The sequence below is a fragment of the Flavobacterium mesophilum genome (genome assembly GCF_039581405.1).
Taxonomy (GTDB): domain Bacteria; phylum Bacteroidota; class Bacteroidia; order Flavobacteriales; family Flavobacteriaceae; genus Flavobacterium.
This window is the reverse complement of record NZ_JBCPXZ010000001.1, coordinates 96616-121765: the sequence shown is the minus strand read 5'-3', so window position 1 is coordinate 121765 and position 25150 is coordinate 96616. Positions and strand designations below refer to the sequence as shown.

At 34.2% G+C, this 25150-nt stretch carries 16 protein-coding genes; 13 read left to right on the top strand and 3 right to left on the bottom strand.

The window, feature by feature from the left end; genetic code table 11:
• The first annotated feature begins 59 nt into the window (after window positions 1-59).
• The 11 genes from AAYQ19_RS00500 to AAYQ19_RS00450 all read left to right on the top strand — a co-directional run bounded on the left by AAYQ19_RS00500 (window position 60) and on the right by AAYQ19_RS00450 (window position 21199).
• The gene (locus tag AAYQ19_RS00500; RefSeq protein WP_343532719.1) at window positions 60-1856 is read left to right on the top strand and encodes a hypothetical protein; all 1797 of its coding nucleotides are present in this window, start codon (window positions 60-62) and stop codon (window positions 1854-1856) included.
• Between the two features lie 172 nt (window positions 1857-2028).
• Window positions 2029-2886, top strand: coding sequence for a DUF4861 family protein (locus AAYQ19_RS00495; RefSeq protein WP_343532717.1), 858 nt, complete (start codon window positions 2029-2031; stop codon window positions 2884-2886).
• Window positions 2887-2958: 72 nt separating this feature from the next.
• Complete coding sequence (locus AAYQ19_RS00490; RefSeq protein ID WP_343532714.1) at window positions 2959-4788, top strand: metallophosphoesterase family protein; 1830 nt, start codon at window positions 2959-2961, stop codon at window positions 4786-4788.
• A 58-nt stretch (window positions 4789-4846) separates the two neighbouring features.
• A complete protein-coding gene (locus AAYQ19_RS00485) occupies window positions 4847-8884 on the top strand; it encodes a hybrid sensor histidine kinase/response regulator (RefSeq protein WP_343532712.1) in 4038 nt (1345 codons plus the stop codon).
• Window positions 8885-9006: 122 nt separating this feature from the next.
• Window positions 9007-9879, top strand: coding sequence for an inositol oxygenase family protein (locus AAYQ19_RS00480; RefSeq protein ID WP_343532710.1), 873 nt, complete (start codon window positions 9007-9009; stop codon window positions 9877-9879).
• 97 nt (window positions 9880-9976) lie between these two features.
• Window positions 9977-13123, top strand: coding sequence for a beta-galactosidase, LacZ type (lacZ, locus tag AAYQ19_RS00475; RefSeq protein WP_343532708.1), 3147 nt, complete (start codon window positions 9977-9979; stop codon window positions 13121-13123).
• A gap of 31 nt (window positions 13124-13154) precedes the next feature.
• Window positions 13155-14300 (top strand): acyltransferase family protein, encoded by a 1146-nt coding sequence (locus AAYQ19_RS00470; protein WP_343532707.1) that lies wholly within the window; start codon window positions 13155-13157, stop codon window positions 14298-14300.
• 86 nt (window positions 14301-14386) lie between these two features.
• A complete protein-coding gene (locus AAYQ19_RS00465) occupies window positions 14387-16024 on the top strand; it encodes a sodium:solute symporter family transporter (RefSeq protein WP_343532706.1) in 1638 nt (545 codons plus the stop codon).
• A gap of 78 nt (window positions 16025-16102) precedes the next feature.
• On the top strand, window positions 16103-17629 hold the full coding sequence (locus tag AAYQ19_RS00460) for a glycoside hydrolase family 28 protein (RefSeq protein WP_343532705.1): 1527 nt from the start codon (window positions 16103-16105) through the stop codon (window positions 17627-17629).
• 69 nt (window positions 17630-17698) lie between these two features.
• Complete coding sequence (locus AAYQ19_RS00455) at window positions 17699-19141, top strand: glycoside hydrolase family 28 protein (RefSeq protein ID WP_343532703.1); 1443 nt, start codon at window positions 17699-17701, stop codon at window positions 19139-19141.
• 66 nt (window positions 19142-19207) lie between these two features.
• Window positions 19208-21199 carry an alpha-L-arabinofuranosidase family protein gene (locus AAYQ19_RS00450; RefSeq protein ID WP_343532701.1) on the top strand — a complete coding sequence of 664 codons (1992 nt, stop codon included), beginning with the start codon at window positions 19208-19210 and terminating at the stop codon, window positions 21197-21199.
• A gap of 72 nt (window positions 21200-21271) precedes the next feature.
• Here the strand turns inward: AAYQ19_RS00450 and AAYQ19_RS00445 are convergent, their stop codons facing one another.
• The 3 genes from AAYQ19_RS00445 to AAYQ19_RS00435 all read right to left on the bottom strand — a co-directional run bounded on the left by AAYQ19_RS00445 (window position 21272) and on the right by AAYQ19_RS00435 (window position 23688).
• Window positions 21272-21625 (bottom strand): gamma-glutamylcyclotransferase family protein, encoded by a 354-nt coding sequence (locus AAYQ19_RS00445; protein ID WP_343532699.1) that lies wholly within the window; start codon window positions 21623-21625, stop codon window positions 21272-21274.
• 147 nt (window positions 21626-21772) lie between these two features.
• Window positions 21773-22591 carry a helix-turn-helix domain-containing protein gene (locus AAYQ19_RS00440; RefSeq protein ID WP_343532697.1) on the bottom strand — a complete coding sequence of 273 codons (819 nt, stop codon included), beginning with the start codon at window positions 22589-22591 and terminating at the stop codon, window positions 21773-21775.
• 110 nt (window positions 22592-22701) lie between these two features.
• Entirely contained in the window at window positions 22702-23688 is a 987-nt protein-coding gene (locus AAYQ19_RS00435; protein WP_343532695.1) for a GlxA family transcriptional regulator, read from the bottom strand.
• Between the two features lie 140 nt (window positions 23689-23828).
• Here AAYQ19_RS00435 and AAYQ19_RS00430 point away from each other — a divergent pair, with 140 nt between their 5' ends.
• Together AAYQ19_RS00430 and AAYQ19_RS00425 are read left to right on the top strand one after the other, a co-directional pair.
• Window positions 23829-24140 (top strand): EthD family reductase, encoded by a 312-nt coding sequence (locus tag AAYQ19_RS00430; RefSeq protein ID WP_343532693.1) that lies wholly within the window; start codon window positions 23829-23831, stop codon window positions 24138-24140.
• Between the two features lie 65 nt (window positions 24141-24205).
• Window positions 24206-25132 (top strand): NAD-dependent epimerase/dehydratase family protein, encoded by a 927-nt coding sequence (locus AAYQ19_RS00425; protein WP_343532691.1) that lies wholly within the window; start codon window positions 24206-24208, stop codon window positions 25130-25132.
• The last annotated feature ends 18 nt before the right edge of the window (window positions 25133-25150 follow it).

The following is a 25150-nucleotide window of genomic DNA, read 5'->3' as shown; positions in this document are numbered from 1 at the left end:
CCACTGGTTTTTTATAAAAAAAAACAATCCAACTATTATCTTAACCAATAAACAAGTTTATGAAGAATCAAATGAACCGTGGCGAATTTCTTCGACTTGGAGGACTGTCATTAGCAGGAATTTTAGCAAGTGACCTCGTCTTTGCAAATGATTTTTTTTCGAATAATAATTCAGGAAAAGAAGATGTTCAATTAATGAAAAAACTCATTTCAGGCAATGATGCCAGAGTCAAAAGCATATTGAATAAAAAGCTGAACGAACCTGGAATAAGAATTAGCAATTTTAGACCAATTGCAAGTTCTATAACCATACTTACTGCATCTTTATTAAATTCAAAATCAGAGTACTATAAATCAAAAGCTGTAGCAGAAAAAATTAATGAAGCTGCAGATGTTTTGCTAAAAGAGCAATATAGTGATGGCACATTAGATGCCGGTGGAAATAGGCAGTCGCCTCCAGATACTGCTTTTATTCTGGAATATATTTGTCCTGCCGCCACTTTGCTCAATAAAGACAAACAAAAAGACTTTGCAGATTTACGAGAGAAATTGAAAAAGTTTGTTTTAAACGCCGGCGAAGCAATGATTACTGGTGGCATTCATACCCCAAATCACCGCTGGGTTATTTGTGGCGCTTTGGCAAGTATTAATGCTCTTTATCCTGATCCAAGATACATTAAAAGAATTGATCAATGGCTGGCAGAAGGCATTTATATGAATGCAGACGGACAATATTCCGAGCGAAGCGGTATATATTCAGCTGTTATCAATAAAGCATTGATTACCATGGCAAGATTGCTTAATAAGCCAGAGTTGCTAGATATAGTAAATAAAAATTTGGCTACTTATTTTTATTACACGGAGCCGAATGGAGATTTAGTTACAGTCGATTCTAAACGACAAGATCAGTTTATGAGTATCAAAGTAAATAAATTTTATTTGTCTTACCGATACATGGCTATTCATACCAAAAGTCCAATGTTTTCGCACATGGTAAAGGTTATTGAGAATCTTCCGGAATTTAATACTGAAATTTTAGCTGAATCTTTGGCGTTTTTTATGGAAACTCCTGAACTTCAAAAAGAAATTCCGACCGATGCCAAAATAGCAAATGATTTTGTAAAGTTTTTTACAGTTTCAAATTTAGCACGAATCAGACGAGGCGAAACATCAGTAACATTATTTGGTGGCAACGATAAACCTTTGCAGATCGTTTCAGGCAGATCTTCAAATCCTAACTTTTTATTGTTTAGAAAGGGAGATGCTATTTTAAAGTACATGCGACTTTCTACTTCTTTTTTTAGATTGGGATATTTTAGCAGTGACGGAATTGTAAAAGAAGGAAACAAATACATTCTCAAAGAAACCAAAGAGGGCGATTATTACCAACCACTAGAATCACAATATCTCAAACCTGATGGAGATTACAAATTATCGCCTTCTCCTGATGGTCGTTTTTGGAACAAAATGGATTTTGAATCTAGAATAAAAAGCAACGTAAAAACACAAACAACCAGTATTGAAATTACAGAAAACAATGGAAGCTTGAACTTAGATTTTAAAGTTGACGGGCCTCCAAATGTCGAAGTAACAATCGAAATGTGTTTTAATGAAGGAAGCATCGTTTCAGGAGCTGATAAGGATGAAAAGAAAAATTATTTTCTTAAGTCTGGATTCGCCATGATTTCTACAGGAAATGATACCATAAAAATAGGCGAAGGAAAATGCGAACATCTTAACGTCGACAATTTAGATAGTGAAGAATACACGTATCATCAAGGCACTTTGCGAACGGCTGGTGAACATGTTTACATCACGGGATTTACGCCATTTAAACACACTTTGACAATTTCTTAAACATATTTTTAGAATCTCGTTGAATTCTAGCTATTTGAAGCAGTATAAATATGGATTTTATGTATCTAAAAATAAATTTCACATAATTTTTAAATAATATTATAGAATTATTCGTGTAATTTCAACAGTTATTTTAAATTTATGGAAATTAAATATCTAATAAATTAACATTATGAAATTATCATTTTTAGCAGTGTTGTCCTTTTGCTTTACTGGTTTCGCACAAAATAAAACAGATGCAAGTTTGTATATGAAAGCAGAGAAAATATCGTATTTGACTGATATTGGATCGGAATCAGGAGATTTGTATAGCACAATTGGACATCACGGACCTGCAGTCGAAAATGAGTGGATGGCTTTAAGGATCTATTTTAGTGATAAAGTTGCGATTGATGTTTATTCAAAAGCAAAACCAGGTTTAGAATTAAAAGCAGCGCATTGGTATCCAACTCCGGAGCAACAAAAAGAAGGATGGGGAGCAGACTATTACAAAGTTGCCAATACAGTTGGATTAGGAGGAGTGAAGCTTTGGGATGGAGAAAAGTTGATTCCATTGAATCCAGTGTCAAATCGCTTGGCTCACGTTGGTAAAACCGAGACAACTTCTTATATGGAAATGATTTCAAGAGGAGTTCCTTACAAAGGAAAAAAAGTTGATATTTTGGTTCGAGTTACTGTATTTTCTGGAAAAAGAGAAGCCAAAGTTGAAGCTGTAAGTTTGACAGGAGAAAAAGTGCAATTTGCTACCGGAGTAAATTATTTCAAAGATTTTGAAACAAAAAAAGGAACAAATTATATTGCAGTTTGGGGAAAACATCCAGAAGATGTAGCTGCTGAAGTTGTTGGAATTGGGGCTGGAATTATGTACAATCCAAAAGATTATGAAAAAACAACTGATGACGGAAATCAGTATTTGTTGATCTCGAAACCAACTAAAAATTTAGAGACAAAAATTATTTCATCAAGCGCCAGAGAACAAGAATTAAACACTTTGGACAAATTGGAAGCTTACATAAAAAATATACTATAGCTTTTCACCCATTGGGTGCAGCTGTTTTAATTATCTTAAAAAAATGCACCCCATGGGTATAAAAAAAGTTATATGTTTAGAATATTGAGTTTATTATTGCTGTTGTTTTTTCTAAATGGATGCAAAGTAAAACAAACAGAAAAACCAAAAACACAACAAATCGCCTTTATTGCTGATGTGCATTTAGGTGACATTTTTGGGAAATTTGAAGACAATAACTACAAAGGCATCAAAAATCCTGCAACTGACGAATATGCTAATATCAGAACGATGAGTTCACAGTTGCATTCTACCCGAATTTTCAATGAAAATTATTTTGCTTTTATCGAAGCTCTAGACGATATCGCAAAAAGAGGAATCAAACAAATTGCGCTTCCTGGTGATTTTAGCGATGACGGTCAGCCGGTTCATATCCGTGGCTTAAAAAAAATACTCAAAGAATATGAGACAAAATACGGAATGTCATTTTTTGTAACCACTGGAAATCATGATGCGCCAAAACCTTTTGCTCAGGAAGCTTCTAAAATTGATTTTTTAGGAAAAGATGGTAAAGAGCAGATTATCAGCAGTTCTAAAAGTATTGTAAAAACAAAAGAAAATCAGTTAGAACCAATCATTACCGCCGATATAAAAAATGGCGGATATAAAGAGACTTTGACTGAAATGGCTGATTTTGGATTTTATCCCAAAAAAGAATATTTGTATTGGGAAACGCCTTTTTCGACTTATTCCTATGCGAATTATAATTATGACAACGCTTCAAAAGAATCGGTATTAGAGAAAAGAATTTATCCGATAAAAAATACCAATTTATTTCTTCCCGATGCCAGTTATTTAGTTGAACCCGTTAAAGGAATTTGGCTTTTGGCAATCGATGCAAATGCGTATGTTCCGAATGAAAAATTATCAGGTTTGCCAAACAATCCAAATGATTTTTCAGGAGCAAGTATTGGTTATAATAATGTTCTCATTTATAAAAAACATCTGATTGAATGGGTTAAAAAAGTTTCGGCGGAAGCCAAACAAAGAGGCAAAGTATTGATTGCTTTTAGTCATTATCCGATGGTTGATTTTAATGACAATGCATCAACAGAAATGAAAAGCCTTTTTGGTTCAGATAAAATGCAATTGTCTCGAGTTCCAAATGAAGAAGTAGCACAATTATTTGCTGATGCTGGAATTCAGATACATTTTGGCGGACACATGCATATTAATGATACAGGAGTACGCACATCAGCAAAGGGCAATACGTTGTTTAATATTCAAACTCCTTCTTTAGCGGCATATAAACCCGCTTATAAAATTCTGACCATTCATTCAAATTCTGACCTTGAAGTTGAGACTATTGTAGTTGGAAATGTTCCAAAATTCAATAGTTTGTTTCCATTTTATGAAGAAGAATACGCGCATTTGCAAAATAGTAAAAGTCAAAATATTTGGAATAGAGCTATTTTGAAATCCCAAGATTATGAGGATTTTACGCGATGGCATTTAAAAGAATTAGTCCGTTTGCGATTTTTGCCAGAAGATTTTCCAGCGACATTTTTATCATCAATTACAAATCTATCCGGCAAAGAATTGTTGACGATAAATAAAAACAATGCTGTAATTCAAGAACAATTAAAAGAATATAATTTGACCGAAAAAGATTTTGAATTGTGGAAAGGATATGATATGATTTTTGATTTTTACAGATTAAAAAATGCTGATGAATTAGCCATTCCCGAAATTGGTTTTAGCAGACTAAAACAGTATCAACTGGTTTGCCAAGAACTTCAAAAATCGAGTGATGAAAAATGGGTCTTATGGGGCAAAATTTTTCTGAAAACGATGAACAGCCAGCCTTCAAATCATTTTAAAATAAATCTAAAAACAAGTACTATGGAACGCGTAAAACCTTAAACAAATCTTAAGGTATTATGTGCTTAAAAATGAGTAGATTGCATATAGAATTCATAACATGAAACAAAATTCCTTTATATTATTTTTTTGCTTGATTTTTAGTTATTATTCTCATTGTCAGAATATTAAATTTGATCATTTTAACGACAATAACGGATTGTCCCATAATTCGGTGCGTCATATTGTACAGGATAAAAAAGGCTTTTTGTGGTTTGGTACTTTTTCTGGATTAAATCGTTTTGATGGATATCAATTTAAAAAATACATGAGCGCTTCACCAAGTGAAAATCGATTGCATAATGATGATATTACAGCACTCGATCTTGATGAAGAATCCAACAGTTTATGGATTGGAACCAGAAAAGGATTGACGCTTTATAAAATTGATACAAATAAATTTGTCACTTTTTTGCCTCAGGCAAATAACCCTAAAAGTTTGCCAGATGAAGAAATCAGATCGGTTCATGTAGATAAGTTTAAAAGAATTTGGGTTGGAACTAAAACCAAGGGAGTTTACATTTTTTTTCAAAAAGAAAATCGTTTTGAGAAAGTACCGATACCGGGATTTCAGTACGTAAATGAAATTTTTGAAGACAAAAAAGGAGGCATCTGGATTGGTAGTTATGAAACCGGATCAGTAGCAAGAATTTCATTAGATGCTAAAGGAGAAATTGTTCGTATTGTCAATTATATATTGAAAGTTCCTAATTCTACTGAAAAAAATCCTTACATCAACTTTATTTACGAAGACGCAAAGTCTGATATTTTTATAGGAACGAGAGAAGGTTTGTACAAACTGGATAAAACTGCAAATCAATTCGTAAACCTGTATATTGAAAACAAAGAGATACGAAACAACCTAGGGCCATATTTTATTTCAGTAGCTCAGGCTCCAGACGGGAAATACTGGGTAGGAACACTTGGTGGTTTATTGGTTTGCAATCAGTTAGAAGACATTCAAAAAGGAAATTACAAATGGTATTATTCTATTTTATCTGATGATTCTTCAATTGTCGATAATTTGGTATCATCATTATACTTTGATGCTTCAGGAGTTTTGTGGATTGGAACTGAAGATGGATTAGACAAATACGATCCTTATGAGAATCAGTTCGTTCTTAATAAAGATATATCACATTTTATTGGAAATCAATCACCTAGAATAAGAGGATTTGCTAAAACCTATGATGGAAAAGTTATTGTAGAAACTAGACATAACGGGCTTTTTATTTCAAATGCAAAAGGCTTTAGTCCACTTTACAATGTTCAAAAAGACATGGTAAGTATCTATTCAGATGATGGAAAAATATTTTATTGCGGACTCTGGAATGGAAATGTTTTAGTTTATAATTATTTGACCAATTCTTCGAAAGAAGTGCATATCGGTTTTAATACAGCACCTGTTTTCGCTTTTAGTAAAATTGGCGAACAAAGCATGATGGTTGGCTCTTTTGGTGAAGGTGCTGTGATTTTAAACACTCAAACGTTGCAAGTTCAAACTTCGACTGGAAAACTTCTTCCAGGTTTTCAAATCAATGCAATAGAAAAAGACAAAGCCAATAATGTTTGGATAGCAACTGAAACTGGAGTGGCAAAGTACAACATAAAAACAGGTAATATTAAAATCTATAAGTCTTTGTATGCTAAAGAAAAAGGCATACCACACGATGACAATATTAGTGATATTTTGGTCGATATTAAAGGTAGAATCTGGGCTTCGACACGTGTTGGTTTATGTCTTTATTCCCCATCTAAGGATAATTTTTTTCCACTGACGAATCCTAAAGAATTATCGGGGAACTGGATAACAGATATGCTATCAGATGCGAAAGGAAATTTATGGTTGAACATCAACAACAATACGGTCGCAAGACTTAATTCTAATTTAAAAGATGTAAATGTTTATCACGTAAAAAGCGGCAACAGGCTGGATGTTTTTAGCTCTAGCAGCTTTTTCAATTTTAATAGTTCAAACATTTATTTAGGAACTAAAAACGGTATTATTTATTTTTCTTTGGATAAAATAGTCAATAATAAATGGTCGCCATCACCCGTTATTACCGAATTTAAAATTCAGAATGAAGAGATTGTTCCTGGTACGGAAATTAATGGTCAAATACCACTTGTAATTGATTTGAATTACAGCAAAGAAGTAAAACTGAGTTACAAAAACCGTGATTTTTCGCTTCAATTTTCAACTCCGTCTTTTACAAATGAAAAACTGAATAAGTTCGAATATATGCTGGAAGGTTTTGATAAAAATTGGATTACTACTAATAGCAATTCAAGAACAGTTCAATACACCAACCTTTATCCAGGACATTATACATTTAAAATTCGATCAAGCAACAGCGACGGACATTGGAGCAAAGTGGTTTCATATGAAATCGTCATTCATCCTCCTTTTTGGTTGACGCCTTTCGCGTTGTTTTTGCTTTTTATATTGTTATGTATGTTGTTTTATTTTGTTCGCAAAGAAATTCGAAACCGCATCAGATTAAAACAAGAATTGCTTACGGAGAAAATCAAGAGAGAACAAGATATAAAACTGAATAATGAAAAACTTCGTTTTTTTACCAATATCTCGCACGAATTGCGAACGCCTTTAACCTTAATCTTAGGTCCTGCCAAGCAATTATTGGAAGAAGGAAATGCAAGCGAATATCAAAAAAGTAGATATAATCTAATTCATCAGAATGCGAGCAGAATGCTGAATCTTGTGAATCAGGTTTTGGATTTTAGACGTGCTCAAGCTGGAGAATTAAAGCTGAAAGTCTCTCAAACGGATATTATCTCATATTCTAAAAACATATTTGAATCGTTTAAAGAGTTGGCATACAATAAAAATATTACCCTAAATTTCACTACCGAGAATGAGAATTTAACGGGTTGGGTTGATAATGACAAGTATGATAAAATTTTGTACAATTTATTGTCCAATGCTTTAAAGTTTACGAATAAATTCGGAAATGTAGATTTGTTCATCAGACTCAAAGATGGAGAAGAAGGCAGGTTGATTATAGAGGTAAGCGATGATGGAATCGGAATTCCGCTGAAAAGCCAGGAGAAAATTTTCAAACGTTTTTATCAAGTAAAAGGAAATAAAAATCAAAATACCGGTTCTGGAATTGGTTTGTCATTGGTGAAGTCTTTGGTAGCACTTCATAAAGGCACCATTAAATTAGAAAGTACAGAAGGAGAAGGAAGTATTTTTACGGTCGAATTGCCAATCGAACGTAGTTTTTATACCGATAAAGAGGTTTTTGAGTTCGTTTTGAAAAACGACAATCAAAGTATGTTGCTTCCTGAAAAAGCGCCAAAAAAGATTCTGCAAAACACAGAGTTAAAACAAAAGATATTAGTTGTTGAAGATAATACTGAACTGAGAAAATATCTGGTGGATTATCTTTCTGATTATTACAAAGTCTACGAAGCCGAAAATGGAATGGAAGGACTAAAAATTTGCAGACAAATTAAGCCAATTCTTTGCGTTGCTGATGTTATGATGCCTGTAATGGACGGACTGGAGTTTTGCGAGGAATTGAAAAGGGACGAATTTATAAGTCACATTCCGGTTATTTTATTGACAGCGCTTTCTGAAAATGATGATAAAGTAAGAGGTTACGGCGTAGGTGCTGACGGTTATATTGTAAAACCGTTTGAGCCTTCGTTGCTTAAAACTGTTATTGAAAACATCATTAAATCGAGATTAGAACTAAAAGAAAAATTCTCAGGCGAAGTAGATAGTAAAGCTAGCTTACTGACACATTCTCCAATCGATGAAGAATTTATGGAAAAAATCACGAACTTGATTAATGATAATTTAAGCGAAGTTGAATTGTCGACAGAATTTCTTTGTGACAAATTAGGGGTAAGTTCTTCTAAACTTTACAGAAAAATTAAAGAACTGACTGATTTGGCTCCAAATGAATTTATCAGAACCATACGTTTGAAAAAAGCGGCACAACTTTTAAAGACAAAACGCTATAATGTTTCTGAAGTTACGGAGTTAGTCGGCTTTAATGACCCACTGTATTTTAGTCGTTGTTTCAAAAAGCAATTTGGATTCCCGCCAAGTAAGCTAATTAATGGTTGATTTTTTAAAGTATTGATAATCAATTATTGATTTCAAAATATATCCATGTTTTTGATGAATTAGTCCATTCTGTTTTCTAGTTGATATTATATTTTTGTTTAGTAATCATTAATAAAAATGTCATGAAAAAGATAATAGACACTGATAAGCCGTTAAAAAATTTGGACGAATGGGAAGATGATTTATTGATACGTTATCCTGATCCAGCTGAAAATATAAAAGAGAAAGAAGAGTTTAGAAATTACGTCGATTCAGAAAGAGTAGAAACAGTCAAAGAGTTTTACAGAATGAATCACACCTATCAAACTTATGATTTTGTGTGCAGCAAGGAAGAGGAGTTTTTGCAGTTCAACAAAAAAAGCATGTCAATTTGGGAAGCTGTTGAGTTCTTGAATACCCTTGTTGATGACAGTGATCCAGATATTGATTTAGATCAAACACAACATCTTTTGCAAACTTCAGAAGCAATTAGAGCAGATGGTCACGAAGATTGGTTCGTTCTTACAGGATTTTTACATGATTTAGGAAAAGTGCTTTGTTTGTTTGGCGAGCCACAATGGGCAGTAGTGGGCGATACATTTCCTGTAGGTTGTGCTTATTCAGATAAAATCGTTTATCCTGAATTTTTTAAAGATAATCCAGATTACAGCGATGAAAGATTCAATACCAAATTAGGAATTTATACTGAAAATTGTGGTCTCGATAAAGTAAAAATGAGTTGGGGCCATGATGAATATCTGTACCAAATTATGAAAGATTATTTGCCAGATCCAGCATTATACATGATTCGATACCATTCTTTTTATTCACAACATAGAGAAAATGCTTATGCACATTTGATGAATGAAAAGGATATAGAAATGTTCGAATGGGTCAAAAAGTTCAATCCGTATGATTTATATACAAAAGCCCCAGTAAAGCCAGATGTAAAAGCTTTGCTTCCATATTACAAAGAATTAGTTGCGAAGTATCTGCCGGAAAAACTTAATTTTTAGAATACACGTCACATTCTATTTTTATGAAGAGAATCCTCCTGCAAGGTTTTTAAATCTTGTGGGAAAGGCTCTTTGTTGAATTATTTAAATGAATAAAATGAAGATTATCAGAACTAAAATATTTTTATTAAGCTTTTTTGCCATTTGCGGTTCTATTGTTTTTGGGCAAGAAAAAAACAGTAGAAACGATTGGGAAAATCCAGAGGTGTTTCAGATCAATCGAGAACCGGCGCGCGCGACGTTTCTTCCCTATGCAGATGAACAGTCGGCTTTAAAGGATATTTATAGTAGTTCGCCATGGTATTTTTCATTAAATGGAAATTGGAAATTTTCCTGGTCGCCAACACCAGATCAGCGACCAAAAGATTTCTATAAAAATGATTTCAATACAATCAATTGGAAAGAAATTTTGGTGCCTTCAAATTGGGAATTAAAAGGTTATGGAATTCCAATTTACACTAATATAACGTATCCATTTGAAAAAAATCCACCTTTTATAAATCATTCTGATAATCCGGTTGGGTCTTATAAAAGAGATTTTATTTTACCAGAAACTTGGAAAAACAGACACGTATTTCTTCATTTTGAAGCAGGAACTTCGGCCATGTATATTTGGGTAAATGGTGAAAAAGTTGGTTATACAGAAAACACAAAAAGTCCAGCTGAATTTGATATTTCGAAATACTTGAAATCAGGAAAAAATAGCGTAGCTGTTGAAGTTTATAGATGGAGCGATGGTTCTTACCTTGAAGATCAAGATTTTTGGAGGCTTTCTGGAATTGATAGAAATGTTTATCTGTACAGTACTAATCACATCCGAATTTCAGATTTTTTTGCAAAACCTGATTTAGATTCTAATTATAAAAATGGAAGCCTGAATGTTGACGTTAGTTTGAAAAACCTGACTTCAACTTCAGTGAACAATCAAAAGTTGGAAGCTAAGTTGGTTGATTCTTTTGGACAAAATGTTTTTGTAAAGGAATTGAAAGTAAATTTCGAAGGAAATAAAACGCAGACTGTTATTTTCTCTGAAAATGTTTCCAATCCAAAATTATGGAGTTCTGAAGCGCCTAATTTATATACTTTACTACTGACGTTAAAAGACGAAAAAGGGAATGTCATAGAATCGGTTTCTACAGAAATCGGATTTAGGAAAGTGGAACTGAAAAATGGGCAATTGCTAGTGAATGGTGTCCGAATACTATTTCATGGCGTAAATATTCACGAGCACAACCCGATAACTGGTCATTATCAAGACGAAGCGACGATGATGAAAGATATTAAATTAATGAAGCAATTTAATATCAATGCCGTCCGTCTTAGCCATTATCCTAACAATGTAGTCTGGATGAAACTTTGCAATAAGTACGGATTGTATTTGATTGATGAAGCGAATATCGAGAGTCACGGAATGGGAGTAGAGGGACAACCGCTTATGTGGATGAATCCAAAAACTAATCTAGGTCACCTTCCTGAATGGCATGCCGCTCACATGGACAGAATTTATAGTTTGGTGGAAAGGGATAAAAATGCCCCTTCAGTAATCATTTGGTCTTTAGGAAATGAAAGTGCAAATGGCCCCGTTTTTCACGATGCGTACAAATGGATAAAAAACAGAGACAAAACCCGATTGGTTCAGTTTGAGCAAGCCAAGGAAAACGAAAATACAGATGTCGTTTGTCCGATGTATCCAAAGATCGAATACATGAAGGAATATGCTGCTCGAAAAGAAGTGAAACGCCCTTTTATTATGTGTGAATATTCACATGCGATGGGAAATAGCAATGGGAATTTCCAAGAATATTGGGATATTATCCGCGGAAGCAAAAACATGCAAGGTGGTTTTATTTGGGATTGGGTAGACCAAGGATTTGAAACATATGATGAAGCGGGACGCAAATATTGGGCATATGGAGGAGATTTGGGAAGCCAAAATTACACCAATGACGAAAATTTTTGCCATAACGGATTGATTTGGCCTGACAGAATTCCGCATCCTGCGGCCTATGAAGTAAAGAAAGTGTATCAGGACATCCTGTTCAAAGCAATTGATATAAAAAACGGTACAATTCAAATTATAAATGACTTTGGTTTTACAAATCTGAATGTTTACGATTTTAAATATCAAGTTTTAGAGAATGGAAAGGTTATAAAAGAAGGCTTAATTAATGTGGATTTGAATCCGAAATCAGAGAAAGAATTTAAACTTGATTTACCAAAAATAGTTTCAAAAGTGGGTACAGAATATTTATTAAATGTATTTGCCTATACCAAAACAGGTTCTGAATTGATGCCACAAAATTTTGAGATCGCTAGAGAACAATTTGTCATTGAAAGTGGAGATTATTTTACAAAATCGAAAGACAAGAATTCTTCTTCAAAAATAAGCGAAGATAAAGACCAATTCGTTCTAAACACATCAAATGTGGTGGTTAAGATTAGCAAATCAACAGGCTTAATGACATATTACAGCTCAAAAGGAGAAGAATATTTCAAGCACTATCCGGAGCCTAATTTCTGGAGAGCGCCTACTGATAATGATTTTGGAAACAAAATGCCAATAAAATTGAATGTCTGGCGAAATGCAGGTAATAATACTAGTTTGGAAAACATTCAGGTAGTAGAAGAAAACGGTAAAAATTATGTGGTTGCAAAATTGAAACTGAATGATGTTTTTTCAGATTATACTATAAAATATGCCTTGAATGATGATGGTGCATTGGAGATCCAGCCTTCGTTTAAAAGAGGAAGCAATCCTTTGCCTGAAATGCCGCGTTTCGGAATGATTTTTTCGCTCAAAACCGATTTTGAAAACCTTGATTATTACGGAAGAGGGCCATGGGAAAATTATTCTGACCGAAATGAATCGGCAATTAAAGGAATTTACCAAAGCAAAGTTTCTGATCAATATGTGCCTTATACACGTCCTCAGGAAAACGGATATAAAACAGATGTTCGTTGGTTTAAACTTTCAGACAATACAGGAAAAGGGCTTGAAATTAAAGGATTGCAGCCTTTAGGAATGAGTACATTGAATAATTATCCAAGTGATTTTGATCCAGGATTAACAAAAAAGAATCAGCATATCAGCGATGTAACGCCTAGAAAAGAAGTTGTCGTTTGTGCAGATTTGGCACAACGAGGATTAGGAGGTGATAACAGTTGGGGAGCTTATCCGCATGAACAATATTTACTGAATGCAAGCGAATACAGTTATGGTTTTGTGATAAAACCGATTGAGTAAAATGGAATTTAAAGTGCTTTAAATACAATATATGAGTAACAATACGACAAACGAAAGATTAATTTCTTTGGATGCTCTAAGAGGATTTGTAATGTTTTGGATTATGAGCGGTGAGCACATTGTTCATGCTTTAGCAAAAGCAGCTCCAATACCTGTATTGGTTTGGATGTCATCGCAATTGCATCATACAGAGTGGGAAGGCATAACATTTTACGATATGATATTTCCTGTTTTTCTTTTTGTGGCGGGGGTTTCGATGCCTTTTTCTTTTGATAAAAAAATGAAAGCAGTTGGTGTAAATACAGTGCAGGAATTGCCATCAAAGGAAAAACAAAGAATATATCTTTCAATGCTCAAAAGAACATCAATTTTATTGGTTTTGGGGTTTATTGTCAACGGATTATTGCGTTTTGACGGATTTGACCAAACGCGTTTTGCAAGCGTATTGGGACGTATTGGGCTTGCGTGGTTTTTTGCAGGTTTAATTTATTTGAATTTTGATTTAAAAAAACAGATAATTTGGTTTCTAAGTATTTTGTTTGGTTATTACTTAGTTATGAAGTTGGTGCCAGTTCCAGGTTTTGGAGCTGGCAACCTAACCAAAGAAGGTTCCTTGGAAGGCTATATTGACAGATTGTTTTTACCCGGACGCTTGCATAGCACAGTTTATGATCCTGAAGGCTTGTTGTCAACAATTCCCGCAATTTCAACTGCTTTGTTAGGAGTGTTTTTAGGAACATTTTTGCGAGCTAAAAACGATTTTTCAATAAATCAAAAACTATTGATATTAGTTGGTTCAGCCATTATTTTTATTGTTTTAGGATTGCTTTGGGATTATACCTTTCCAATTAATAAACATCTATGGTCCAGCTCATTTGTATGTTTTGTGGGAGGATGTAGCATATTGTTTTTTACATTTTTCTACTTAATAATTGATATTTTAGGATTTCATAAATGGGCTTTTCCTTTAATAATAATAGGTTCCAATTCAATTTTGATATACATGGCAGCTGAAGGATTGGTAGATTTTGCCCATACTGCGAATTATGTCTTTGGCGGGCTTATAAAATTTACTCCCATTATTTGGCAACCTGTTTTTACAGCCGTGTCTTTAACTTTTGTACAACTTGTTTTGCTGTATTTCCTCTACAAGAAAAAATGGTTTTTAAAAGTCTAATTATATACAACCGAGGATTTTGAATACGATCACTTAAGTTGAAACAAACTTACTATACTAACTAACCACTGATTAACCATCAAATTATGAATTCATTACAAACCGCAGATTACATCGTTTTTCTCATTTATTTTGTGATTGTGACATCATACGGAATGTACATTTACAGAAGCAAGAAAAATGCTGCCACCAGTTCCAATGACTATTTTTTAGCAGAAGGATCACTAACCTGGTGGGCAATTGGAGCCTCATTAATTGCGTCCAATATTTCAGCAGAACATTTTATAGGAATGAGTGGTTCAGGTTTTGCGCTCGGATTGGCTATTTCTTCCTACGAATGGATGTCTGCAGCAACATTAATCATCGTTGCTGTTTTTATTCTTCCTGTTTACCTGAAAAACAAAATATATACAATGCCACAGTTTTTGGCAAAAAGATATAATAATACCGTTAGCGCAATCATGGCTGTCATTTGGTTGTTGATTTATGTATTTGTAAACCTTACGTCGATTATTTATTTGGGGGCATTGGCAATTTCGTCTATTGCGCCATTGAGTTTTGAATTTTGTGTCATTGCATTAAGTTTATTTTCTGTTATTGTAACATTGGGAGGAATGAAAGTTATCGGATATACTGATATGTTTCAAGTTATTGTCTTGATATTAGGAGGTTTGGTGACTACATATTTAGCGCTAACCTTGCTTTCGGAACAATTTGGATATGGAAAAGACATTTTAAAAGGACTTGCGGTTATTGCCGAAAAAGCGCCCGACCATTTGCACATGATATTCGATAAATCAAGTCCGCATTATGCTGAATTACCTGGAACTTCTGTAATCATTGGCGGTATGTTGATTAATAATCTGGCTTATTGGGGTTGTAATCAATATATTGTGCAAAGAGCTTTGGGAGCCGATTTAAAAACAGCCCGAAAAGGAATTTTATTCGCAGCATTTCTAAAGTTATTGGTTCCTGTAATTGCAGTTTTGCCGGGAATTGCCATGTATGTAATGCACCAAAACGGAATGTTTCAGCATGAAATGCTCGATGCTTCTGGAGTTTTAAAACCAGATCGCGCTTATCCAACATTGATGAATTTATTGCCTGCTGGTCTAAAAGGAATTGCTTTGGCGGCTTTAACAGCGGCAATTGTGGCTTCATTGGCAGGAAAGGCAAATAGTATTTCAACTATTTTTTCTTTAGATATTTATAAAAAATATTTCAATAAAACTGCAACAGAAAAACGATTAGTTCGTGTGGGCAGAATCACCGTAGTGATCTGTATGATTATTGCCGCTTTTGTAGCACCAGCGCTAAAATCATTGGATCAAGCGTATCAGTTTATTCAGGAATATGTTGGTTTCTTTTCACCGGGAGTTCTTGCGGTGTTTTTATTGGGAATGTTTTGGAAGCGTACAACTGCAACAGCTGGACTTGCCGGAGCATTGCTTACGGTGCCAATTGCGGCAGTTTTGAAATTTTTGCCAATGTGGACCAATGGTGCTTTTCCTGATTATCCATTTTTAGACCGAATGACGATTACTTTTATTGCAATCGTTTTGATCATGGGAACTATCAGTATCTTAAAACCAGAACCAAAACTACAGCACGAAGCACATAAAATAGAAGTTGACACCGCGATGTTCAAAGTCTCTTCAGAATTTGTTATCGGGTCGTTTATTATTTGTAGCGTTCTAGTAGCTTTATACACCGTTTTTTGGTAATTTTTTATATTTAATGAGTAGTATGTTTAAACCTAAGAACCTTAGCTTCTTAGAACCTTAGCACCTTTAAAAAAAATAATGAAAAAATATATAATTATAATAGTCGTTTTTTGTTTTTCATTGACAGTTGGAGCTCAAAAAGTATTTGATGTTACAAAATACGGAGCTGTCGGAAATGGAAAAACGCTAAACACCAAAGCAATTCAAAAAGCAATTGATGAGGCCAGTAAAAATAAAGGCGGAAGGGTAGTTTTATCAAAAGGAAAATTCCTTTCGGGAAGCATTGTTTTGAAAAGTGGAGTGGAATTGTTTTTGGATGAAGATGCTGTTTTGTTAGGAAGTACCGATGTTAATGATTACCCGAAATATGATGGCAGAAGAGCCTTAGTTGTTGCAACAGATTCAAAAAATGTTTCGATTTCAGGAAAAGGTAGTATTGATGGACAAGGCAGAGAATTGGCATTGGCTGTTGATAGCTTGCATCATACAGGCGTAAGAATCGATCCCGAATATAATTACCGCAGATTACGCCCCGGAGATGGAAGAGGAAAATTAGTTTCGTTCTTGAAATGTGATGTTGTAAAAATAAGTGGCATTACATTGAAAAATAGTTCTGGCTGGGTGACGTGTTTTGAGCAGTCCAAAAATATAATTGTCGATCATGTAAAAGTAGAGAGCAGAGCATATTGGAACAATGACGGAATTGATATCAATGGATGCGAAAATGTAAGTGTTACAAATTGCGATGTAAACGCTGCAGATGATGGAATTTGCTTAAAATCAGATTCTCCGGGTTTGGAAAACAACAACATTTATATTGCAAATTGTGTAGTACGATCCAGTGCAAGTGCCGTGAAATTTGGAACTGGTTCTTATGGAAGTTTTAAAAACGTTACTATCGAAAACATTCAGGTTTATGATACTTTCAGATCAGCTATTGCAATTGAATCTGTAGATGGTGCTGAAATCGAAAATATAAAAGTCTCAAATATTACGGCTGTTAATACAGGAAACGCGATTTTAATTCGTTTAGGCCACAGAAATGGCGATAAAGCGGGTTATATAAAAAATGTATCGATTAAAAATGTGAAAGCTCAAATTCCGTTCGGGCGTCCCGATATTGATTATGATTTAAGAGGACCCGAAGTGGATTATTTCCATAACCCTTTTCCTGCTGCAATTGCTGGAATTCCAGGACATTCGATCGAAAATGTAATTTTAGAGAATATCGAAATTAGTTATCCAGGTAGGGCCTCAAAAGGAATGGCTTATCTGCCTTTGAGCCGATTAAAAGATGTACTTGAAAATGAAAAAGGCTATCCCGAATTTACCATGTTTGGAGAATTGCCTTCGTTTGGTTTTTACGTTCGCCACGTCAACGGAATTGAGATGAAAAATATCAAAATCACATTGGAAAAAGAAGATTTTCGTCCTGCTTTTGTCTTTGATGATGTAAAAAATCTAAAAATGGAAAAAATTGATGTTCCAACAGATAAAACAAATCAGATTATTTTTAAAGATGTTCTTTCAAGTAATCTTGATTCTGAAGCTATAAAAAGAAAAAATGAGCCAAAACAAAATACGTTTGTATTACCAGCTCATTAATATAATAACTCAAAAAGAGCGTAGAATTTTAGTGTCTTAGAAACTTGACACCTTAAAAAATATAAAATAATGATAAAGAAATTAGTTATAGTCGTAATTCTGTTTTGCATTTCACTTTCTGCAATAGCGCAAAAGGTGTACGATGTTAAAAAATATGGAGCTAAAGGTGATGGAAAAACTAATGATGCGGCAGTAATTCAAAAAGCAATTGATGCTTGCAGTTTGACGGGTGGACAAGTACTAATTCCGGCTCCATTTACATTTTTGGCAGGACCTTTCAATGTTAAATCAAATGTAGAGTTACATATTGAAGCAGGTGCAAAAATTTTGGCGAGTCCAGATGAAAAATTATATACAGAAAGTGCCTTTCGTGATAACAAAGGTGAAGGTACCATCTGGATTGGTGGAAAGAACATTGAGAATTTCACTATCAGCGGAAGCGGCAAAATAGATGGAAACGGAATTTCTTTCATGGGAGAGGAATTGCCGGATTCTTATGTTTTAAAACCTTTTAATGTGTTGGATCCACGTCCGCATGTTTTGACTTTAATAGGAGGAAAAAATATCCGAATTAAAGACGTTCACATTGGAAATTCAGCTTATTGGACTGTTCATTTAATTGGTTGTAATGATGTTGTAATCAGCAGTATTACTTTACTAAACAGTTTGAAAGTCCGCAATAGCGACGGAATTGATATTGATCATTCAAAAAATGTTCGTATCAGCGATTGTTATATTGAAAGTGGTGACGACTGCATTTGTTTGAAAAACAGGAGAGAATTTGAAGAATTTGGTGCCTGCGAAAACATAACGGTGACAAATTGCACCATGACAAGCAGCAGTTGCGCGATCAAAATTGGTTCTGAAAATATGGATGCCATTAGACAAGTGGTTTTCAATAACTGCATTATCAAAAATAGTAATCGTGGCGTCGGAATTCAAAATAGGGATGAAGGAACTGTAAGCGATGTCATTTTTTCTAATATTATTGTAGAAGGCCGTCTGACTACCGATACATGGTGGGGAAAGGCAGAACCTATTTATGTAACTGCTTTTAGTCGTGCCAGCGGAAACCATAAAGATGCAAATTGGCGTTTTCCAAAAGGTGCAACAGAAGGAAAAGTTGGAGCAATCAGCAATATTTATTTCACCAACATTCAGTGCACAGGTGAAAATGGTGTTTTTGTGAGTGGAGAAACTAAAGATAAAATCAAAAATATCGTTTTTGAAGGTGTCAATGTTTCGATCAATAAAACTTCAAATTTCCCTGGGGGGATTTATGATCGTCGACCAGCAAAAGTTGATGGTTTTGTAAAAGGCAGTACATCAGGGTTTTATTTCGATAATGCCGAAAGCATAAAAGTTCAAAATTGTTCGGTAACTTGGGGAGAGAACAAACCGGATTATTTTAAATATGCTGTTGAAAGCAAAAATGTGGATGTCTTAAAAGTGAATAATTTAGATGGTCAAGCAGCATTTCCAGATAAATATGAAGCTGTGAAAAAACAATAGTAAAAAGTAGAAATCCAGACATTTTTTTTAAGTTTACAGATACTATACAAGCAGAATTACGATCAAATGAAGAGAAACATAATTACAAGAATATTTTTAGGCAGTTTATTATTGAACTTTATTTACGGACAGGCACAAAAAACGACTTTGGAAGTTGATACAAAAAAAACGATTACCAAAATACAGCCTACTATGTTCGGTTTGTTTTTTGAAGACATCAACTTTGCCGCTGATGGAGGTTTGTATGCTGAAATGATTAAAAACAGATCTTTTGAATTTGACAAACCCTTGATGGGTTGGGAGCAACCGAATACGAAAAGATCGTCAATGAATATGAATTCTGGTGTTGCGACTCCAATTAAGGAAGCGAAAAATCAAACCAATACAAACTTTTGCCGAATTCTTGTAAACGATCCTAAAGGCTATGAAATAATTAATGAAGGATTTAGGGGAATGGGAGTTAAAAAAGATGCGAAATATAATTTTTCTTTGAAGGCCGTTAATCACGGTGAAGCGATCAAAAAAATAATTATTCAGCTTATCGATAAAGACAAAAAAGTGATTGGAGAAACAAGCATTGTTCCAACATCTAATGAATGGAAATCGTATTCGGCACAATTTACAGCGACTCAAACGGAAGCCAAAGCAAAGCTAAGAATAACTTTTGAAGGAACAGGAACTATTGATTTGGATATGATTTCATTGTTTCCAGATGATACTTGGATGCACAGAAAAAATGGTTTGCGCAAAGATCTTGTGCAACTTTTGTATGATATGAAGCCAGGTTTTCTTCGTTTTCCAGGCGGTTGTATTGTTGAAGGAAGAACTTTGGCAGATCGTTACCAATGGAAAAAATCAGTTGGAAATGTGGAAGATAGAAAAACAATGATGAACCGTTGGAATGTTGAGTTTAGCCATAAGCAAACACCCGATTATTTTCAAAGTTTTGGGCTTGGTTTTTACGAATATTTCCAGCTTTCAGAAGATATCGGTGCTACACCGTTGCCAATTTTAAGTTGTGGAATGGCTTGCCAATACAACACCGGCGAATTAGCAGAAATGGAAGAATTAGATCCTTACGTGCAAGACGCTTTGGATTTGATTGAGTTTGCCAATGGTTCAGAAACTACTTCTTGGGGAAAACTCCGCACAGAAATGGGACACCCAAAACCATTCAATTTAAAATATATTGGAGTAGGGAACGAGCAATGGGGACCAGCTTATATTGAGCGTTATAAAGTTTTTGAAAAAGCGATTAAAGACAAATATCCGAATATTACAATCGTTTCAGGAAGCGGACCTTCACCAAGCGGCGAGTTTTTTGATTTTGGCATGAAAGAACTAAAAAAATTGAATGCTGAATTGATTGATGAGCATTATTATGAAAGTCCAAAATGGTTTAGGGAAAATGCTACACGATATGACAAATATGATCGCAAAGGGCCTAAAATATTTGCAGGAGAATATGCCGCTCAAAGTGTTTCGGGGGCAAATCCAAACAACAGAAATAACTGGGAATGCGCGTTCTCTGAGGCAGCTTTTATGACTGGTTTAGAACGAAATGCCGAAGTGGTTAATATGACTTCGTATGCGCCTTTAATGGCTCATGAAGAAGCTTGGCAATGGACACCGGATATGATTTGGTTTAACAATTTACAGGCATATGGTTCTGCTAATTATTATGTGCAAAAGTTATTTTCAAACAATAAAGGAACCGATTTGCTTGCAATTACTAAAAACGGAAAACAAGTTTCTGGAGAAAATGACTTGTATGCATCTGCGGTAAAAGATGCAAATACAAAAGAGATCATTATAAAATTGGTAAATACATCATCAGCGAAGCAAGAAGTTAGTGTAGATTTAAAAGGTGAAAAATTGACTTCTGCAGGAAGTATCATAACTCTCGCTAGTTCAAGTTTGCAGGATGAAAATACGTTTGATAATCCGAAAAAGATATATCCGGTTGAAAGTGCATATAAATTAAGAAATCAAAAAGCAGAAATAGCCTTGCCAGCGTATTCTGTGACAGTTTTGAAATTAAAACTTGTTGGAAAATAATAAAGATTTGATGGCAATACGATTAGTTTGAAATTGTATTGCCATTTTTATTAAAGATTATTTTTGGTGCTTTTACAAATTCAATTTATTTGTTTCTCTGCACACATAAACCCATCCTGAAATATTATTATCAAATACGACTTTTACTCGCTCGTACTCGTCGACTTCGTATTCATCTGATTGTAGTAATTCCTCGTATGTAATTTCAAATAAAACACCAGAAATACCGTCTGTTTCATTGCCTGTAAACTTTGCAATTGGATGAATATTCTTGCCACTTTTTTCAATAACAGATTGATCCTTAATTTCGGTTTCTCCTAATTGATATTTTCTTAATTGTACTTTTTCGCCCTTTAAAATCCTGCCAAATGTTTCGAGTTGAACTTTCTCTAATTGTAAAGTTCCGTATGAAAAAAGATGTTCCATTGCTATTGTATTTGTTTGTGAATCAAAAGTAGGATTATTTTTTTCTAAAATAATCAACATATGTCGAACGATGCAGAAACATCTGTAACAAAGGAAAGATATTATGTGAGAGAAATGTTGAGCAGAAAAGCAAACTGAAAAACAATTTTAAAAACCAATGTTCACAGCTTGTTGTAAATCCGCGTCATTTTTTAATATAGAATTTCTTGATGCCGAAGGTGTTATTCCAGTAAATTTTTTGAATTCTTTAATAAAATGTGCTTGATCATAATATCCACAATCATATGCTATTTCTGTTAGTAATCGTGGCGTATTGAGTACCAATTCAAGACTTTTGTTAAATCGAAGCACAGAAGCGTAAGCAACAGGACTAATGCCAATATTGGACATATAAAGTTTTTGAACATATCTTTCGGATAAGCCTGATTGTAATGCTAAAGTTGGTAAAACTGACAATTGTGAATCAATAGAAAGTTGTTGGCTCAATGCATGAAGTGTTGTAACTTTTTTTAATCGGGTTTCATTTTTTTTCAATTGATTCAGAAAGTAATTTTCTAGAATTTTGATTTTGGCAGAAAGTTCGGTTGCTTCCATGATTCGGCCATATAATTCTCTGTTTTCTATTAAAGAAACATCATACATATCAGTCGCATAATTGGTGAATTCTGATAGCGGATCGGAGAAAAACAAAGCACTTGCGTGAGGATAAATTCGCGCAATAAGTACCGAAGTTCCTTTGGCTACAGAAAGGCGAGTAGGAAGTGTGAGATGCCCTAAAAGTTCAATTGCAGGAGTATCTTTTTGTTTTCCGTTGATGATCGTAGCGGCAAATCCTTCCGATATGTTCACAATAAAATCAACATAACCGCTGGGATAGAACACTTCGTTGTCGAGATCTTTTTCGATCGTCACAATAGTGTAGTTTTTTATATACGGCGCTAAACTGGAGGAAGGCAGTATCTGCATACGGTCATTTATGAATTTATTGATTTTAAGCTAGTTCTAAATTAAAAAGAATAAAAAAGCAAATGGATTATAAGGCTAAAAAATAAGATAATTATAACATTTAGAAATCGTTACGCTGTCAAAAGAACATCTTTATAATATTTCTTTTTGTATTCTATTGGTGATATTCCGGTAACTTTTTTAAACACATCTCTAAAGGTTTTAATGTCTGAATAACCCACTTCATACATGACTTCATTGACTGTTTTTCGGTTTGTTTCAAAAGTCTTTTTTGCCGCCTCAATTTTAACTCTTTGTGAATATTCAATTGGTGTATTTCCGGTAGCTTTTACAAATCTTCGATCAAAATTTCTTCTGCCGACATTAAATTTTGAAGACAATTCGCTTATGGATATTTTTTCTCCGAGATTTTTTTCAATATACAATTGTGCTTGCTGAACGATTTGGTCATCATGTTTCTTCTGACCTGAGAAAATCGCAAATTGCGACTGCGTATTTCGGTTCATTTCAATCTGAAAAACCTTCGCACAATAAACTGCAGTTTTTCTATCATAATATTTTTCAATAAGATAAATCATCAGATTCAAAAAGGAATACGCACCGCCATTGGTGTAAATTCCATTTTCATCTGTGATCAATTCGTCAGTGCGTAAATTGACTTTTGGAAATAATAGATTAAAATTTTCAGTAACAGACCAATGTGTCGAACAACTTTTTCCGTCTAAAAGTCCGGATGCGGCTAACATAAATGCTCCGGTACAAATTGTAGCAATTTCCGCTCCGTTGTGGTATTGTTTTTCCAGCCATTTTACCAATAGCTCATTGTGTTGCAATGCTAAATTGTAATTGTGATTTAATGACGGAATTATGATAAGATCTGATTTTGCAACGGCAGAAATATGAGTATGCGGTGTTACAGTGAAAAGTCCGCCATTAAATTCTACTTTTTCAGAAAGTCCAGCGAGCTGAATCTTGAATAATTCTTTTTTGCCGTTTGTTTTGTAAAAGGCGTTTGCTTTATTAAAGATTTCATAGGCGCCTGTAATGCTGGAAAGATTATTCTCTCCTTCAGGAACTAAAATAGTAAGCAGTTTCATCTTTGTTTTTCTTATAAAGATAAGAAAAGTTTTTGTCCAAATATCCCCTTAAGAATGTCTAATTAACACTTTACAAAAATTGAGTTATGATATTAATTTTAACTTACAAAAAGTCTAAACTATTTAAACAAAATATTATCATGGCAAAAATGACTGTAATTTACAAAACGCCGAAAGACGTCGCTTTCTTTGAAAAACACTATTTTGAGGTTCATGTTCCTTTGGCAAAAAAGCTTCCAGGTTTATTAAAATATGAAATTAATGAAGGGTCAATCGTATCGTTGACAGGACATTCCGATGTATATCGCGTAGCTAATTTGTATTTTGAAACAATGGAATCAATGATGAGCGCTTTTAAATCTGAAATTGGACAGGAATGTGCCGCGGACAGAAGGATTTTTGCCAGCGATGATGAAGTTCAGATTTATGTTTATGATACAAAGAACACATAGATTTTGGCTGGGATAATGGTATTGCAATTTTCTGTAATTTAGTTGAAAGAAAAACAGAATTAGCAATGCAAACAATATTAGGCGCAAACGGACAAATTGGAGAGGAACTTGCAAGAGAATTAAAAAGAAATTTTACTTCTGAAATTCAAATCGTCAGTCGTAGAGCACAGAAAGTCAATGAAACAGATACCGTTTTTTCTGCTGATTTGACCAATAAAGAAAAAGCCATCGAAGCAGTAAAAGGAAGTGAAATCGCCTATTTTACGTTGGGTCTTCCGATGGATACTGATTTGTGGGAAAAGCAATTCCGACTTATTTTAAGGAACGTTATTGACGCTTGCAAAATTACAGGAAGTAAACTGGTATTTTTTGACAATACCTACATGTATCCGCAAGATGATACCATTCTTACTGAAGAAACTCTTTTTGCTCCCGTTGGGAAAAAAGGTAAGATAAGAGCAGAAATGGCAGAAATGATTTTAAGCGAAATGAAATCAGGCGAATTGAAAGCGGTTATTTGCCGTGCTCCCGAATTTTACGGTCCAATGAAAACGCAAAGTATCACGAATACTTTAATTTTTAACGCTATAAAAGAAAACAAAAAACTCAAAATACCTTTGAGCGATTCAAAAAAGAGAAGCCTTATTTGGACTCCAGATGCAAGCCGAGCTACTGCATTGATTGGAAATACACCCGATGCTTTCGGTCAAACTTGGCATCTGCCTGTTGATCAAAGCCATCCAACTTATAAAAAGTTTATCGCTTTGGCTTCGGAGATTTATGGAAGAGAATTAAATTATTCTGTTATTCCAAAATTTGTCTTTAAAATTGGCTCTTTTTTTAATAAAAGATTAAAAGAATTGCAAGAGCTTTTGCCAAGATATGAACACAACAATGTATTTGATGACTCAAAATTCAGAGCACGTTTTCCAAATTTTAAAGTGACTTCTTATCAGCAAGGAATTGAAGAGATCAAAAATGAAAAGTTTTAATCTTGAATGACAGTAAAA

Coding starts and splice junctions, on each gene's coding strand:
- AAYQ19_RS00445 (WP_343532699.1), bottom strand. CDS start 21,625: ATGGAACATCTTTTTTCATACGGAACTTTACAATTAGAGAAAGTTCAA.
- AAYQ19_RS00440 (WP_343532697.1), bottom strand. CDS start 22,591: ATGCAGATACTGCCTTCCTCCAGTTTAGCGCCGTATATAAAAAACTAC.
- AAYQ19_RS00460 (WP_343532705.1), top strand. CDS start 16,103: ATGAAAAAATATATAATTATAATAGTCGTTTTTTGTTTTTCATTGACA.
- AAYQ19_RS00430 (WP_343532693.1), top strand. CDS start 23,829: ATGGCAAAAATGACTGTAATTTACAAAACGCCGAAAGACGTCGCTTTC.
- AAYQ19_RS00485 (WP_343532712.1), top strand. CDS start 4,847: ATGAAACAAAATTCCTTTATATTATTTTTTTGCTTGATTTTTAGTTAT.
- AAYQ19_RS00455 (WP_343532703.1), top strand. CDS start 17,699: ATGATAAAGAAATTAGTTATAGTCGTAATTCTGTTTTGCATTTCACTT.
- AAYQ19_RS00490 (WP_343532714.1), top strand. CDS start 2,959: ATGTTTAGAATATTGAGTTTATTATTGCTGTTGTTTTTTCTAAATGGA.
- AAYQ19_RS00470 (WP_343532707.1), top strand. CDS start 13,155: ATGAGTAACAATACGACAAACGAAAGATTAATTTCTTTGGATGCTCTA.
- lacZ (WP_343532708.1), top strand. CDS start 9,977: ATGAAGATTATCAGAACTAAAATATTTTTATTAAGCTTTTTTGCCATT.
- AAYQ19_RS00425 (WP_343532691.1), top strand. CDS start 24,206: ATGCAAACAATATTAGGCGCAAACGGACAAATTGGAGAGGAACTTGCA.
- AAYQ19_RS00500 (WP_343532719.1), top strand. CDS start 60: ATGAAGAATCAAATGAACCGTGGCGAATTTCTTCGACTTGGAGGACTG.
- AAYQ19_RS00435 (WP_343532695.1), bottom strand. CDS start 23,688: ATGAAACTGCTTACTATTTTAGTTCCTGAAGGAGAGAATAATCTTTCC.
- AAYQ19_RS00495 (WP_343532717.1), top strand. CDS start 2,029: ATGAAATTATCATTTTTAGCAGTGTTGTCCTTTTGCTTTACTGGTTTC.
- AAYQ19_RS00450 (WP_343532701.1), top strand. CDS start 19,208: ATGAAGAGAAACATAATTACAAGAATATTTTTAGGCAGTTTATTATTG.
- AAYQ19_RS00465 (WP_343532706.1), top strand. CDS start 14,387: ATGAATTCATTACAAACCGCAGATTACATCGTTTTTCTCATTTATTTT.
- AAYQ19_RS00480 (WP_343532710.1), top strand. CDS start 9,007: ATGAAAAAGATAATAGACACTGATAAGCCGTTAAAAAATTTGGACGAA.